This window comes from Bacillus swezeyi, from assembly GCF_001969815.1.
In the GTDB taxonomy this organism is placed as follows: Bacteria; Bacillota; Bacilli; order Bacillales; family Bacillaceae; genus Bacillus; species Bacillus swezeyi.
Genome location: NZ_MRBK01000006.1, coordinates 499,092 through 513,516 on the forward strand (window position 1 = coordinate 499,092; position 14,425 = coordinate 513,516).

A 14,425-nucleotide genomic window follows, 5' to 3' on the forward strand; every position below is an offset into this window, starting at 1 on the left:
TATGATTCCTCCTTAATTTAATTGTAACATATAAGTTACATTATTCAATATATATATTACATAACGAATGCGAATTCTCAGGTAGCATTTAAAATATCTCGATGTAAATTTATACTTCATTAGGTCATGAAGTTCCACACGATTATCCGATTTATAATGATGAAATATCACATATATATCGGAACGTTTTCTACACGATAGCAGACAGCCCGCGCATCAGCTGAAACCGTTTGAACGCATTCTGTACCCCCTCCCCTTCCCCTCAGTTATTAAATGTAAATGATATTGATGAGGAGTAATAACCTAAATCTAAAGATTCATTTTCATGGATTGACAGGATTTATTCACCAATTCTCTTCCGTAAAGTGGTAAAATCTTTACTGATCTGTCACTTTAGTATTATGAGGAGAATGTCATGAAGACTCTGGATGTTCAGGCGTTGCACAATGCAATTGATCAAACGCTGGAACAATTAAAACAACAATCAGACGAAATCGCCAAAGTCAGAAAAAGCGTTGACGGCATCACATCTCTTGATGACGCTTTAAAAGGAAAAGGCGGCGATGCGATTCGTAACTTTTATGAAGAATGTCACACCCCATTCTTGAAGTTCTTTAAATCTTTCATTGAGGAATACAGTTCCGCGCTAAAGAAAATGAAAAGTGCACTGAATTCCTTGGAACCGAATCACAATGGATTTATTTCGCAAACCTTTCTCGAACATGAGCTGGAACAAGGTTTAAATACTGCTGATCGAACAACGAAACATTTGGTGTCCAAAGCCAACGCCACAATCGCTAAAGTCAGCCATATTGTCGATTTGCCGGATTTGAATGACAACGATTTTCATGAACAGTATCGAAAAGCACTAAAAGAAATCAATCAGACAATTGAAAAGCTCCATACGTTTGACAGGGAGCAGACTAACGCTCTCAAAACCGCTGAACAAGACCTTGAGACGATGCAACAATACATTATAAGACTCGAAAAAATGTATACGTCAGGTCCAAGAATCGAGATTATGAACTATGAAAAAGGATCGATTTTAAAACCGGATGAGAATACAAACATCAATGGTCCGGTCAGTGGTTTTAATGAAGAGTTGGAAAATGCCGAGCCGTCTCCAATGGAGTTGATGCTTGAAAAGCTCAATAAATATAAACGATCCAATGTGGATACGGTGTTTAGGGAAGAGAATGAAGAAGAAATCAATCAAGCAATTCATGCGAACGATTTTGATTTGAATGTATTACAAAAAGAAGCTGCCAAACATTCGAAGGTTTATGGAGATATTCGGGTGATTGGTGGTAAACTGTATAATGTTAAGGGATGGAAAAAGGTCAAAACAGTTGATGTTGCGGATGAAGTGGTTCAAAATCCGGCAGACATTAAATATATCGGCGGCCGCTACCATGTGTATGAAAATGGCCAAATCGTCAGAGAGTACATCGTAAACGGAAAAGTGGAAATGGAAGTCGTACATCGTATTCCAGATAGCAGAAGCCAAGGAAATGTTAAGCGCGATTTTGAAGGAACTTCTTTAGAACCAGTAAATGATATAGCTGACTTTGCCGGAAAAGAACTATCAGGCGGTAATGATGCGATTCGAGTCATAACGGGCAGAGATCCTGACACAGATGAAAAAGTCTCGGGAATCGAGCGTGTCGCAGACGGAATTTCTTTAACACCTGTTGGAAGGTTACTGAAATACGGTAAAAAAGGATTCAAGTTATTTAAAGGTGAGGAAGCGGCAAAGAAGGTTTCGAAGGTTGAGAAACCTTCATACGGCAAACAATCCGTACCAAAAGGTCCGTACCGTGAAGTAAATGGTTTCCCTGCAAAAGTAAAACCAGGGGCTCAAGAAAAACATATTCCTGAAACACCTAACTACAAACAAGAAGTTGCCAATGGAAAAACCAAGAGCATCTTCTATGGGGATAATAAAAAAGCACAAGAGTTGCTTGATAAATATGCTGGTACAGGAGAAATCTTAAAAAATGGAAGGGAAGTTGTAAACTTCGGTCAAAAAATAGGAAAAGCCTATGACATGAAAACTGGTAAATATATAGAGACTACCAGAGGTACAATACATTATTCAAAAGACGGTGCTCATATAGTTCCTGCAAAACCATTAGAACCATAAGAAAAGGATGGATACTCATGGAATATAACTCTTTAATAAAAACATTAGATGAATATGGGGGTAGAGAACTGAGATTAGAATGGGAAAATGGATTAAAGATTATCGGTAAACCAGACACACTTTTCGAAACAGATAATGGATTAGATGATGATGATATCAATTACACAGAATATTATGCAGTTGCCTTTAGGGTGAATAACATTTTATCTCACCCTACTAATAACGAAGGCAGTGTATATGATTGGTTAAGGCAAGGGAAAAGCTCTTTAGTTGAGATTTCTCTTTATGATGATCCCCCAAGTACAATTTATTTAGCGGACGGTCAGAAAGTATGGGAAATGGACAGTGAATAACAATTTTTAAAATAAAGAACATACCCCTCTTCACAGAGGGCCTTTTTGAAATTTAACGGTGAATTTTTATCTAACACGAATCTTCTGTCCAGCGTAAATCTTGTTAGCGTTCTTGATACTATTCCATGCTTGCAACGTCTTAATTGACGCATTGAACTTTTTCAAAATACCGGATAAGGTGCCACCAATTTTAATTGTGTAATACTGTTTTTTATTTAATACACTGCCTCTTACCTTTAATTTCTGACCAACATAAATCTTACTCACATTTTTAATGCCGTTTAAACTCTGAAGAGCTTTGACAGTCGTATTGTATTTCTGTGCAATCCCTGAAAGTGTATCCCCTTTTTTGACAATGTAAGTCGTGGTAGATTTTCCTGGCTTCTTATGTGAGACAGAAATTAGTGAGTCATTTTAAAAAGCACGGAGGCGAATTTCAAGATCTGTATAGAAATGCTGATGAATACTTGGACGGAGCTAGAGATGTAGTGAAAAATGATATTAAGGTTGAATACAAATATAAAGATGGAATTAGAATAGATTATGTGAGATTTATGGGGAACAGTCGAAGAGGTGAGGCCAAATTTGAATTTGTTGGTACAAATCACAACTTACCATACTCAAAGCGGAAAAAATTTTGGAAAACCATTAATAATAGTTATAAGCCCAGTTGATCAATAAAAGACGGTTGATAGTAATGTATAGAGCAAAACTTAAAAAATTACCCACATATAGAAGAAGAGGTTACACTCGAGATAAATGGCTATGAATTTACTGGATTTTCAACTATTTGCCCTTATGTCATTGAAGAAGGAAAAGAGTATCCTGTTTATATTAGCTTCACCATTTTAGCTCAGTTAGACCTTCTTGAGTTAGATAAAGAAATTAAAGAATTGAAGCGTATTGACGAAGGTTATAAGTATTATGTACGAGGAATACTGCATGAAGATTATATTGATGCAGGAATAAAAATTTATGATGACGATGGATATTTTAATGATTATAAATACCTTGTAGGTAAACCTGTCGAATTATTAGTCGACAGAATAGCAGTTGATTTTCTTGATAATAACTAATGACCAATCGACAAGAGACCATCCTCATCCGAAACAAATAGCATTGAGGAAAGCAAAAAAGTCTTAAAACAGTTCTCTCATCTGGAGTTTATAGAATTTGAAAGTTATGATTCTCAGTGGTTGCAAGTATTTAACGCACCACTTGAACAGTTTAGCCTAATTGATTCTGAGCCAACCTATTCCAAGTCTGTTGGAGATAGCAATGAAGCTCATATTTCCTGGTTTGAAAGCTCATTAAACTTTTTGAAAGAAAAAAAAGAGTGGTTAATACTCGTTCCAAATTGTCCTCTCCCAATATGGGCAAATGTCAAAGTTCTTAACTTCTCTAAAGCAGTTGAAGAGCTTTGGCAAACATCAGAATCACATAACTTCATCATTACTGACAAATCATCAGGCACCTTAGCACAAATATTTTCTGTAGAAAAAAATTATGAGATTCATATTGCTAAATGCGATGTTAATACAATTGAACAGAAAAACCCCTAAGAAGAAAAGGCCCTTGTATTGGTCATTAGCTGGCTTTGTCCGCTTGTGCTGTTCGCAGTAGCCTTCCCGGGTGAGAGTCGGGCAGCCTGTTCATTGCAGAGCTTTAAAGGTTTATTCATAATGTATCTCCCTATTACAAAAAGCTCGCTTAGAAAAATTGTCAAGCGAGTGTGATTCATATTTTCAACGTACTATAAAACATATATTATCTCACCTTCCAAATAAGGTATAATTTAACTAGTAAGTGATTAATATAGCTGATATTACTACTAAATCAACCTCTATTCAGTGTAATCCATTGGATGTTGCAACCGAGCTAACACAGTTGCATTTGAATATTTTTGGTGCCCGAGGCAAAGATGATATAGCTGAACAATTCGCAAAATATTATTCTCTGACGCTTCCACATTGAATAGGAAAAACCCTAATGCTTAGTAAATTTTCTTCCTGAAAAATTGCAAAGATAACAGCTCGTACCATCTGTAATTTAAAGTGTAGATGGTATTTCTTTTTATTAGGATTATCTCTCCTATATACTCTTACTAGCTCTCATTGGCCGCCAATCGTCTTATCTGAGATTCACTGGACCCAGTTTACAGAGAACATAAAAAAGCATCCCTCGGGATGCTTATTAATAAATTTTATCTTTTTTTCACATCAAATTGCGTTACAAGTCGCATATTAACATTTACAATACGCTTACCATCTTCAAACTCATACCAATGTTCACATTCTTGCAATTCTTTTATAAGTGCTTTCTCAGATTCTGCAATTACTTTAGCTGTTCTAATATTTTCATTGTCAAACCAAAAAACAACTTCAAATTTCATAATCTTTCACCTCTTGATTTATTATCGGACAAGAGGTCTGGAAATGGAATAATTCGCGAAATTTGTCGAACGATTCCTCCCTACGCTAAACGCTTATTAAATTTGCGCCTTACACATACTCGAGGAGGAAGCCAAGCATTGTAGATGGCATGTCCAGAAAACATACTACTTACAATTCTCCCGATACCAAAGCCGCAAGACTAGCGCGATCCAGTTCAGAATGTTCCTCCCGTCTGGCTACATTCATCATCGCCTTAATTTGAGTATCCTACACCCGGTTAAACCGTCGAACTCGCCTTATTCCACAGCCTCAAACAAAATCAAAAAATAAAATTTCCAAAAAAACAAAAAAACCACCATCAATATGTATGGTGGAGACGGTGGGAGTCGAACCCACGTCCAGAAACGTCGATTGCTTCAGCGTCTACGAGCGTAGCCCTGCAAATTTGGTTTCGCTCATCTTCGTGCCTGCGGGCGGGCCCTCAGAGAGCTAGTCTGATGAATCTCTTCCTGCGCCCTCAGACGGGAGCGCAAGCGTAGCCTACTTCGTTATGGGCTCTTAACCGGCACATAGGCGATGCGGGCAAGAGCTCGCTGCGCTAATTAGGCAGCTAGTGCTAAGTTCTGGTTATTAGATTTGCCAGTTATATTTAGGTGCGTTTTTACGAGATCGCCTCTCGGCTCGCAACTCAAGCTCGATCCATCCCTGTCGAATCCGTAACGTCCCCTTATTAAAAGGAAGTCGGAAAAACTGGCTACATGATTATTATAACAAGATCACGCATCAATTCAAATGGTAATGTCTGTGATCACGTTTATATAGAATAACATGGGTGACCGCGTTAGATCAAGCCTTTTTGCCGATCGCGAAACGCTCTTTCAATTTCGCGTTTGGCATCTTTGCGCTTCAAGTCTTCCCGCTTATCAAACTTCTTCTTCCCTTTTCCAAGGCCGAGAAGCACTTTGGCAAAACCGTTTTTCAAATAAAGCTTGATCGGTACGAGCGAATATCCCTGCTCTTTTGTCAGACCGATCAGTTTGTTGATCTGCTTGCGGTGCATCAACAGCTTTCTCGTCCGCAAAGGGTCATGGTTGTACCGGTTTCCTTGTTCATACGGACTGATGTGCATATTGTGGAGGAACACTTCTCCACGCTCAATTTTGGCGAATGCGTCCTTTAAATTGACGCGTCCGGCGCGGATGGATTTGATTTCGGTTCCTTGAAGCACAATGCCTGTTTCATATGTTTCTTCTATAAAATAATCGTGGTTTGCTTTTTTATTTTGGGAAACAACCTTCCCTTCTCCCTTTGGCATACGGCAACCTCCTCCCGCCTGAAGTCTTTCCTTACGAAAAGGCGGCGAATACGTATTATTCTACCAAATGAACGGCTGTCTTACAATTTCGCCGCCTTTTTTATGAAGTGTGCCGCTTATTTTTTCTTTTTCCGCTTCTGCTTCGGTGCATTTTGAAAACCGCGTTTTTTCTTTACTTTTTTCTTTTTCGGCCGGGTGAACCACTCCCCTTTGTCAGCAGCAGATGGAGCCTTTTCCGAATCCTTTTTGGAATCTTTTTTCTGCTTGGCTTCAGGTTTCGGTCTGCGGCGCGATCCTTTCATTCCGACTATTTCAAAGTCGATGTTCCGCTCATCTTTATTGACATCAACGACGCGGACCGTGATCTCATCGCCGATCCGGTAGACGTTGCCCGTTCTCTCGCCGATCATGGCGTAATGCTGTTCATCATAGCGGTAGAAATCATCCGTCATAAAGCTGACATGGACAAGTCCTTCGATCGTATTCGGAAGTTCTACAAACATACCGAAGTTCGTCACAGAGCTGATCATACCGTCAAATTCTTCGCCGATCTTATCCATCATATATTCCGTTTTTTTCAAGTCGTCTGTTTCCCGCTCAGCGTCTACGGCAGTGCGTTCCCGATTCGAAGTATGCTCGGCGATATCCGGCAGATTCTCCGCCCATTTCTCTCTTGTCGCTTCATCTGTCTTGCCATTAATCAAATAGGTCCTGATCAGCCTGTGGACGATTAAGTCAGGGTAGCGGCGAATCGGCGACGTGAAATGCGTGTAAAATTCAGTCGACAAACCGAAATGTCCGAGGCTTTGCGGATCATATTTCGCCTGTTTCATCGATCTGAGCATCACCGTTGAAATGACGGCTTCCTCCGGACGGTCCCTCACTTCATCAAGCACGCTCTGCAGCGCTTTCGGGTGGATGCTTCCCGCCGTCCCTTTGACAACATAGCCAAATGTGGCGACAAACTCCAAGAACCTCTGCAATTTTTCCTGGTTCGGATCTTCGTGAATCCGGTAAATAAACGGAACGTTCATCCAATGAAAGTGCTCGGCGACCGTTTCATTGGCCACTAGCATAAATTCTTCAATCAGCTTTTCCGCTGTCGACCGTTCTCTAAGGACAACATCTTTAGCTGTGCCTTCCTCATCGACAAGGACCTTGGCTTCCTTAAAGTCAAAATCGACTGCTCCGCGGCTCATCCGCTTTTCGCGTAATATGGCGGCAAGCTCCTCCATATCTTGAAACATCGGGACAAGCGCTTCATACTTTTGCTTCAGCTCTTCATCATCTTCGACAAGAATTTTGTTGACGTCTGAATAGGTCATCCGCTCAGTCGTTTTAATGACGCTTTGGAAAATTTCATGCTCGACAACCTGGCCTTGGCTGTTGATCATCATCTCGCAAGACATCGTCAGGCGGTCAACTTTCGGATTTAACGAGCAGATCCCGTTGGACAGTCTGTGCGGAATCATCGGGATGACACGGTCGACCAAATAGACGCTCGTTCCCCTTTCGAATGCTTCCTTATCAATCGGAGACCCTTCTGTTACATAGTGGCTCACATCGGCGATATGAACACCAAGCTTATAATGCCCGTTCTTCAGCTTTGTGACAGTAACAGCATCGTCCAAATCTTTGGCATCTGCGCCGTCAATCGTGACAATCGTTTGATCACGCAAATCCCGTCTGCCCCTGAAATCTTTCTCATCGATTGTGTCCGGTGTGGCGACGGCCTGTTCCATCGCCTCTTCCGGAAATTCTCCGGGCAGGCCGTGTTTATGGATGATCGAGAGGATGTCAATGCCCGGATCATTTTTATGGCCGAGAATTTCAACGACTTCCCCTTCCGCACTCATCCGCCCTTCAGGATAGCTTGTCAAACGGACGACGACTTTATGGCCCTCGACAGCGCCGTTTTTGGCGTGTTTCGGGATAAAGATGTCGTTTGTTATTTTTTTATCATCGGGAATGACAAAGCCGAAGTTTTTCGTCTCCGTATACGTTCCGACAATTTTCTGGATGTTCCGTTCAATGATGCGGATGACAGATCCTTCTTTTCTTGTACCGCCTGTCTCTGTGTTCAGGCGGACGAGCACAGTATCACCGTTCATCGCCGTGCCCAGCTCAGACGGCGGAATGAAGACATCGTCAAGCGCGGAATCTTCAGGCAGAAGAAACGCGAACCCTTTGGCGTGCGCCGACACCTTTCCTTTAATTAAATTCATCTTTTCCGGCAATCCGTACCGGTTGCTTCTCGTTCTGACGACAAGTCCTTTATCTTCAAGGCTCACCAAAGCCTTGACAAGCTCTTTGTATTCATCTGAATCCGTAATTTGAAGCATCTCTTCCAGTTCTTGAACTGTAAGAGGCTTATACGCTTCTTCCTTCATAAAAGAAAGAAGCTTATCCATAAATTCTTCTTTTTCCACTAACCAGACCTCCTTATGGCTGCCAATCCAACGTTTCTAAAAATTGATAAACATCCTCGTGCAATGTTTCACGCTCTTTATCCAAAGTGATGGCATGCCCTGATTCTTCATACCATTTCAGCTGCTTATCATCTGTTTCGACTTCATTGTAGATAATGTTCGCACTGTCCGTATTAATCATATGATCATGGCGGGCCTGCGCAACAAAAGTAGGCGAATAAATCATGTCTACATGCTGTCTGACATCTGCGATAAGCGCCTGCAAAGCTTTTAAGGTGTTCATCGGCGTTTTTTTGAATTCTTCCATTTCAGCGTCAATCTGCTCCGCTGTCTTCCCTTCAAATTTCTTATAATTGCGGGCATAATCAAGCACACCTTGATACATCGTTTCTTCGCTTTTGATGTACATTGGCGCGCACATAGGAACAATTCCCTTTATTGGTACAGTGTAACCCAATTTCAGCGAAAAAACTCCCCCCAGAGACAGTCCGCAAGCCGCAATCTGTTCATACCCTTCGGATTTCAAATAGTCATAGCCGTCCATGACATCTTTCCACCAATCTTCAGGACCTGTGGAGAGAAGCTCTTCCGGCGGCACTCCGTGTCCTTTATATTGGGGAGCGTGGCACGTATAGCCCCTTTCATTCAAATATCTTCCGAGCATTCTCACATCCGCTGTGTTTCCTGTAAATCCGTGCAATAGAAGAACGGCTTTTTTTCCGCCTTTAAATGTGAAAGGTTGTGGTTTGACGATTTTCATGATTCGCTGTCTCCTTTTCATGTCTATTCTTCCACGTTTGATCTTGAAACAAACTTAATAAATATAACCGGCCGAGATGGCAAAGGCCGGCAAATAGGAAAAAGGCCTGACTTCAACATCAGACCTCGTGCTTCATTGTCTTATACAAAGTAAGCAAGCGCAATCGTTAAGAAAAAGAAAAGCACGGTTAAAACGACCGTCATCCGGTGGAGAATCAAATCCAGTCCTCTTGCTTTCTGTTTTCCGAAAAGCTGTTCGGCTCCCCCGGAAATTGCGCCCGATAATCCGGCGCTTTTACCGGATTGCAGTAAAACGACAACGATAAGTGCGATACTGACAATCACCAATAAGACCGTAAAAAATGCGGCCATTTCCTACACCTCCAGACAAACTGGCTGACAATAGTTTTATTTTACATGAAAAGCAAGCGCATGTCACGAGCTGAATCGACCGTCTTTTTTTATTTTTTGCCAGCGCCTGAATGCCTTATACAAAAAGAGAAGCGGATATGCTCCGTTTCTCTCGAACGTTTCTATGTAAACACTATTTCTTTTCTGCCAAAGCCCCCATCATATCTTCCAAAAGCATCTCCGCTCCGCGGGGACTGAGCACGATTTTGCCGCCTGCATATGTTTTGTTCTGGGTTGTGATTTCACCGGTCATCAGGCAGGCCATGTTTGATGCGTATTTGGTTAAGATGATGTTTTCCCCGTCACTGTAAATTTCAAGCGGATCTTTTTCATTGATGTTCAGCACCCTCCGCAATTCAACCGGAAGAACCACTCTGCCAAGTTCATCTATTCTGCGGACAATTCCCGTGTTTTTCATTTCATGAACAGCCTCCTTTTTTCCTTTCTTTATTGACATTTGTCAACATCTTTATAGTAAAAGAGATCTTCAAATTTTTTGTTGAAATACTGAATCATCTTGCCGATGACAAGCTGTCCGGGCCTCCTTTCTCCATTTAAAACTCTGCTCAATGTTGCCGGGGATACGCCGATTTCAATGGCAAGCTGATTTAAGGAGAGATTGTGTTCAATCATATATTGAAGAACAAAATCTCTTTTGATATGAATCTTTTTTACCATTATTACTCCCCCTTCTTTTGTTTTATATTTCTTTTTATCTACATTTAACATAAACGCTTTGTTAACTTTTGTCAATACTTTTCTTATCCAGATGTTTCCTATAGTCAATATTCGTACTAAAATATTTTATAATAAGAGATTGCGAGGTTTTGGCCATGACGAACTTTGGACATCATTTAAGACAATTAAGAGAGCGGAAAAAGCTGACCGTCAACCAGCTTGCGATGTATTCGGGCGTCAGTTCTGCCGGCATTTCGAGAATTGAAAACGGAAAGCGGGGGGTGCCGAAGCCCGCAACGATCAGGAAGCTTGCCGACGCTTTGAAAATTCCGTATGAGGAATTGATGACCTCAGCCGGCTATATCAACGCCACAACAATCCAGGAGTCAAGAAGCAGCTACGATTCCATCTACGACATCGTTTCTCAATATCAGCTGGAGAATCTTTCGTTGTTTGACAGCGAAAAATGGCAGGTGCTTTCAAAGAAGGATATTGAAAACCTGGACAAGTATTTCAACTTTCTCGTACAGGAGGCAAGCACCCGGCATCAATCCTAAAACTTAGCTCCGGCGTTCTCTTCTTTTAGCCTGTTCATTTTCTTGCTGTTATTTTATCCCTTATGTTAACTTTTGTCAATATTTTTCCGGATGAACTGTTTCCTTTAGTCAATATTTGTATTAAAATGATACATATCAGATTCGAGGTGATCGCGATGAAAACATTCGGCGAGCAGCTGAAAGAGCTGCGCGAACAAAAGAGATTTTCGGTCAACCAGCTTGCAATGTACGCCGGTTTAAGCGCTGCAACCATTTCCAGAATTGAAAACGGGCACCGCGGAGTGCCAAAGCCGGCGACGATCAGAAAATTGGCCGATGCCCTGAAAATGCCGTACGAACAATTAATGGACATCGCCGGTTATATGACCGCAGGCGAAATCCGCGAACACCCGCCGGTCTACCTTACGATGGAAGACATCGCAGCCAAACATGAGACTGAAGAACTGTGGCTGTTTGATCCTGGCAAATGGGAATGCCTGTCCCGCGAGGATATTTTAAATCTGGAGCAATATTTTCACTTTTTGGTGAGTGAAGCAGGGAAGCGGAAATCTTAAAAAGCCGAATTTCTTTTTGTTAGAAATTCGGCTTGCTGCAAGTCAAACCTGCCTTTGTTTAATAAATAACCCCCAACAAGCGAATAATAAAATGGCCGTCAAAATTAACTCATATCCAACACTCTGCAGTAGGCTTGGGTTATATAACAGAAAGCCTATCACTTCAGCTGCCACTTCCCTTAACTTTCCGATAGACGTACTAACAGAAATAATAGCAGCCGCAGCCATCCATAACACAAACCCTTTTTTGCTCCAAAAAGCAGAGAACAATAAATATAGTGCAGCTGTCACTAGCATGTAGGCAAAAAATTGATAAAAAAACATGCCTAAAAATCCTGATTGGTCCCATCCAAAAATATGAATAATATTAAAATAGTCTTTAAACTCAACTAGAATATGTAACTCAACATAATACCAGCCTATATTTAATAATGAAAAAATAAAGGAAGACAGCGTAAATAATAAGATCGTTCCAAAAAAATAATCCTTCCGGGAAGCACCTAAATAAAGTACTTGCTTATAAACAAAAAACGGCAAAATAACAGGAATGGCAAAAAGAAAGGCTGTAGCGATATTAGCATATGATACCTCAGTATGACTATTGATTCCCGCTGCTGAAAAAAACATATTGATGATAAAAGCAACGAAATCCATGCATAAATATATATACAAATATGGCTTGATAAATGTAAAATTTGCTTTGCATACACTCATTATTTGACTCATTGGTCTTTCTTCCTTTCAAGCAGATGAGTCAAAAACTGTTGAACGGTTAAATTTTCGACTGTAACATCTGATTTTTGCAATGCGCGAATGTCTTCAGAACTGAAATGATGCAATACTTCTGCTGATTTTTTGCTTCCAATCTTTTCACTGTGGATAACCGTTTTATCTTCTATAAGTGAATCAATTTTTCCCTCATTTCCATATAATGAAAACATTTTGTTTCTCAGCTCTTCAATATCCTCATGGAAAATGACTTCTCCTGCATGAACGACATATACTTTTTCAAGCATCTTTGCTACTTCATCTATTAAATGAGTGGACAAAATGATTGTTCGCGGATATTCAGTATAATCTTCCAATAAAAGTTGATAAAATTTTTCCCTTGCCACAGAGTCAAGACCAAGCTCAGGTTCATCAAAAATGGTAATAGGAGATCTGCTTGCTATACCAATAGTGATTGCAAGCATCGTTTCCATTCCCCTTGATAACTTTCGGCATTTCTCTTGCGGATTCAGGCCGAATTCCTGCACCAAACGTTTAGAGACGTTCCTATCCCAATTTTTATGGAATGAGGAGGCTGTTTTGAGAACCTCTGCGACTGTGCTGTTCCCCAAAAATTTGTTTTTATCTTTTACATAACAAATATCTCGGTGTATCTCCCCTTTTCTCAGGAGATTCCCTTTAATATAAATGTCTCCATTATCTTTAAACGTCTGTCCACTTATCATTTTCAGAATTGTTGTTTTGCCGGAGCCATTTCTCCCTACTAATCCATATATAGTCTTTTCTTGAAAGGTGAGATTGACATTATGAACAGCTCTGTTGTTTTTATAAAATTTTGTTAAATGATTGCAAGCAAGAATGTCTTCCAATTAATGTTCACCGCTTTCTTTCATGATTAAAGCAACAATATCTTCATTGGATAATTCTAGTTTCTTTGCCTCGTCCAATAACCTAATAATGAAGTCTTCATAAAATTCTTTTCGCCTTTTTGTGAGAATCTTTTCTCTTGCCCCGGTCTTCACAAACATACCGACTCCTCTTTTTTTAAAAAGAATGTCCTGATCTACAAGCAAATTAATGCCTTTCACTGCAGTAGCAGGATTGATTTGAAATGTTTTTGCAATTTGAGTTGTTGAGATAATTTGATCGCCTTCCTGATAGAGATTTTTCAAAATGTCATTTTCAATCATTTCAGAAACTTGTTGAAATATTGGCTGCTTTTCATTGAAACTCGGCATCCACACCTTCCCCTTCTTTCATAGGCTCCACTTAAATGGTTAATTAGTCATGTAATTAACCATTTAACAAATAAAAGCGTGTGTCAATTTTTTCTTTAAAACAAAAAAGCCTGCATACTGCATCCGTAAATAAGGATGCAGTAGGGCAAGCTTTTTTATCATATTCATTTTTAAACACCCTGACTTCTAAGCAGCATCAGGATTCGGCGCCTGACCTTTACGATTTTTGACCGGGCTCAGCACGCCCTCGAGCCATCCCATCAAAAGATCGGCGATGACGGCCATCAGCGCGGTCGGGATTGCGCCTGCCAAAATGATCGCTGTTCCGTTTGTTGCGTTTGATCCTCTGACGATGATGTCACCGAGCCCCCCTGCGCCGACAAAGGTGCCGATTGCAGTGATGCCGATGGCGATCACCAATGCTGTTCTAAGCCCCGCCATGATGACGGATAATGCAAGGGGGAGCTCAACCATCCGCAGCACTTGAAACTTCGTCATGCCCATCGCCTTTCCCGATTCAAGATAGGCATGCTCAATGCTGATGATTCCCGTATAGGTGTTTCTGATAATCGGCAAGAGCGAATACAAAAACAGAGACAGGATGACCGTGTTCGCGCCAAGCCCCATGACGAGCATAAGAACGGCAAGCATCGCCAGCGCCGGAATCGTTTGAATGACATTTGTGATGGAAAAGATCCATCTGCTCACTTTTCGATATCTGGCGATGAAAATACCGGTAGGAATGCCGATGATTGCCGCGAATAAGACACCGTAAGCCGACATGAGAAAATGGCGGTAAAATTCATGAAGAACATAGCCTCCGTTTTGCGCATAGTAGGTCCAAAGCTGTTGCAGCACTTCCATTT

The 14,425-nt window shown here is 40.8% G+C and carries 18 protein-coding genes and 1 other RNA gene; 7 read left to right on the top strand and 12 right to left on the bottom strand.

Features of this window, described 5'->3' with window-relative positions:
- The first annotated feature begins 415 nt into the window (after nucleotides 1–415).
- The 5 genes from BTA30_RS08650 to BTA30_RS08675 all read left to right on the top strand — a co-directional run bounded on the left by BTA30_RS08650 (nucleotide 416) and on the right by BTA30_RS08675 (nucleotide 4,058).
- Complete coding sequence (locus tag BTA30_RS08650; protein WP_076760839.1) at nucleotides 416–2,143, top strand: T7SS effector LXG polymorphic toxin; 1,728 nt, start codon at nucleotides 416–418, stop codon at nucleotides 2,141–2,143.
- Nucleotides 2,144–2,160: 17 nt separating this feature from the next.
- The gene (locus BTA30_RS08655) at nucleotides 2,161–2,496 is read left to right on the top strand and encodes a hypothetical protein (RefSeq protein ID WP_076760840.1); all 336 of its coding nucleotides are present in this window, start codon (nucleotides 2,161–2,163) and stop codon (nucleotides 2,494–2,496) included.
- Nucleotides 2,497–2,900: 404 nt separating this feature from the next.
- Entirely contained in the window at nucleotides 2,901–3,170 is a 270-nt protein-coding gene (locus tag BTA30_RS08665; protein WP_076760841.1) for a hypothetical protein, read from the top strand.
- A gap of 81 nt (nucleotides 3,171–3,251) precedes the next feature.
- On the top strand, nucleotides 3,252–3,572 hold the full coding sequence (locus BTA30_RS24575) for a UCP019853 family protein (RefSeq protein ID WP_491523023.1): 321 nt from the start codon (nucleotides 3,252–3,254) through the stop codon (nucleotides 3,570–3,572).
- 120 nt (nucleotides 3,573–3,692) lie between these two features.
- Nucleotides 3,693–4,058 (top strand): hypothetical protein, encoded by a 366-nt coding sequence (locus BTA30_RS08675; RefSeq protein WP_326140104.1) that lies wholly within the window; start codon nucleotides 3,693–3,695, stop codon nucleotides 4,056–4,058.
- A 641-nt stretch (nucleotides 4,059–4,699) separates the two neighbouring features.
- Here BTA30_RS08675 and BTA30_RS08685 read toward each other — a convergent pair.
- The 8 genes from BTA30_RS08685 to BTA30_RS08720 all read right to left on the bottom strand — a co-directional run bounded on the left by BTA30_RS08685 (nucleotide 4,700) and on the right by BTA30_RS08720 (nucleotide 10,484).
- Complete coding sequence (locus BTA30_RS08685) at nucleotides 4,700–4,888, bottom strand: hypothetical protein (protein WP_076760844.1); 189 nt, start codon at nucleotides 4,886–4,888, stop codon at nucleotides 4,700–4,702.
- Between the two features lie 369 nt (nucleotides 4,889–5,257).
- Nucleotides 5,258–5,616: a transfer-messenger RNA gene (gene ssrA / locus BTA30_RS08690) on the bottom strand.
- 114 nt (nucleotides 5,617–5,730) lie between these two features.
- Nucleotides 5,731–6,204, bottom strand: a complete 474-nt coding sequence (gene smpB, locus BTA30_RS08695) for an SsrA-binding protein SmpB (protein WP_076760845.1) — start codon at nucleotides 6,202–6,204, stop codon at nucleotides 5,731–5,733.
- Nucleotides 6,205–6,320: 116 nt separating this feature from the next.
- A complete protein-coding gene (rnr, locus tag BTA30_RS08700; protein WP_076760846.1) occupies nucleotides 6,321–8,633 on the bottom strand; it encodes a ribonuclease R in 2,313 nt (770 codons plus the stop codon).
- A 13-nt stretch (nucleotides 8,634–8,646) separates the two neighbouring features.
- Complete coding sequence (locus tag BTA30_RS08705) at nucleotides 8,647–9,393, bottom strand: alpha/beta hydrolase (RefSeq protein ID WP_076760847.1); 747 nt, start codon at nucleotides 9,391–9,393, stop codon at nucleotides 8,647–8,649.
- Between the two features lie 140 nt (nucleotides 9,394–9,533).
- Nucleotides 9,534–9,764, bottom strand: coding sequence for a preprotein translocase subunit SecG (gene secG / locus BTA30_RS08710; RefSeq protein ID WP_076760848.1), 231 nt, complete (start codon nucleotides 9,762–9,764; stop codon nucleotides 9,534–9,536).
- A gap of 172 nt (nucleotides 9,765–9,936) precedes the next feature.
- Nucleotides 9,937–10,221 (bottom strand): AbrB/MazE/SpoVT family DNA-binding domain-containing protein, encoded by a 285-nt coding sequence (locus BTA30_RS08715; RefSeq protein WP_076760941.1) that lies wholly within the window; start codon nucleotides 10,219–10,221, stop codon nucleotides 9,937–9,939.
- A gap of 29 nt (nucleotides 10,222–10,250) precedes the next feature.
- Complete coding sequence (locus tag BTA30_RS08720) at nucleotides 10,251–10,484, bottom strand: helix-turn-helix domain-containing protein (RefSeq protein WP_164470226.1); 234 nt, start codon at nucleotides 10,482–10,484, stop codon at nucleotides 10,251–10,253.
- Nucleotides 10,485–10,636: 152 nt separating this feature from the next.
- On the opposite strand from BTA30_RS08720, the gene BTA30_RS08725 reads away from it, so the two are divergent.
- Both BTA30_RS08725 and BTA30_RS08730 read left to right on the top strand, forming a co-directional pair.
- Nucleotides 10,637–11,038, top strand: coding sequence for a helix-turn-helix domain-containing protein (locus BTA30_RS08725; RefSeq protein ID WP_076760942.1), 402 nt, complete (start codon nucleotides 10,637–10,639; stop codon nucleotides 11,036–11,038).
- Between the two features lie 155 nt (nucleotides 11,039–11,193).
- Nucleotides 11,194–11,592, top strand: a complete 399-nt coding sequence (locus BTA30_RS08730; RefSeq protein WP_076760849.1) for a helix-turn-helix domain-containing protein — start codon at nucleotides 11,194–11,196, stop codon at nucleotides 11,590–11,592.
- A 42-nt stretch (nucleotides 11,593–11,634) separates the two neighbouring features.
- On the opposite strand, the gene BTA30_RS08735 is transcribed toward BTA30_RS08730, so the two are convergent.
- From BTA30_RS08735 to BTA30_RS08750, 4 genes are all read right to left on the bottom strand, one after another.
- Nucleotides 11,635–12,318: a hypothetical protein gene (locus BTA30_RS08735; protein ID WP_076760850.1), complete on the bottom strand. Its 684-nt coding sequence runs from the start codon at nucleotides 12,316–12,318 to the stop codon at nucleotides 11,635–11,637.
- Nucleotides 12,315–13,190, bottom strand: coding sequence for an ATP-binding cassette domain-containing protein (locus BTA30_RS08740; RefSeq protein ID WP_076760851.1), 876 nt, complete (start codon nucleotides 13,188–13,190; stop codon nucleotides 12,315–12,317). The genes BTA30_RS08735 and BTA30_RS08740 overlap by 4 nt, the downstream gene beginning before the upstream one ends.
- Complete coding sequence (locus BTA30_RS08745) at nucleotides 13,191–13,559, bottom strand: GntR family transcriptional regulator (protein WP_076760852.1); 369 nt, start codon at nucleotides 13,557–13,559, stop codon at nucleotides 13,191–13,193. It lies immediately after the preceding gene.
- Nucleotides 13,560–13,745: 186 nt separating this feature from the next.
- Entirely contained in the window at nucleotides 13,746–14,423 is a 678-nt protein-coding gene (locus tag BTA30_RS08750; protein ID WP_076760853.1) for an ABC transporter permease, read from the bottom strand.
- Nucleotides 14,424–14,425: the final 2 nt, after the last annotated feature.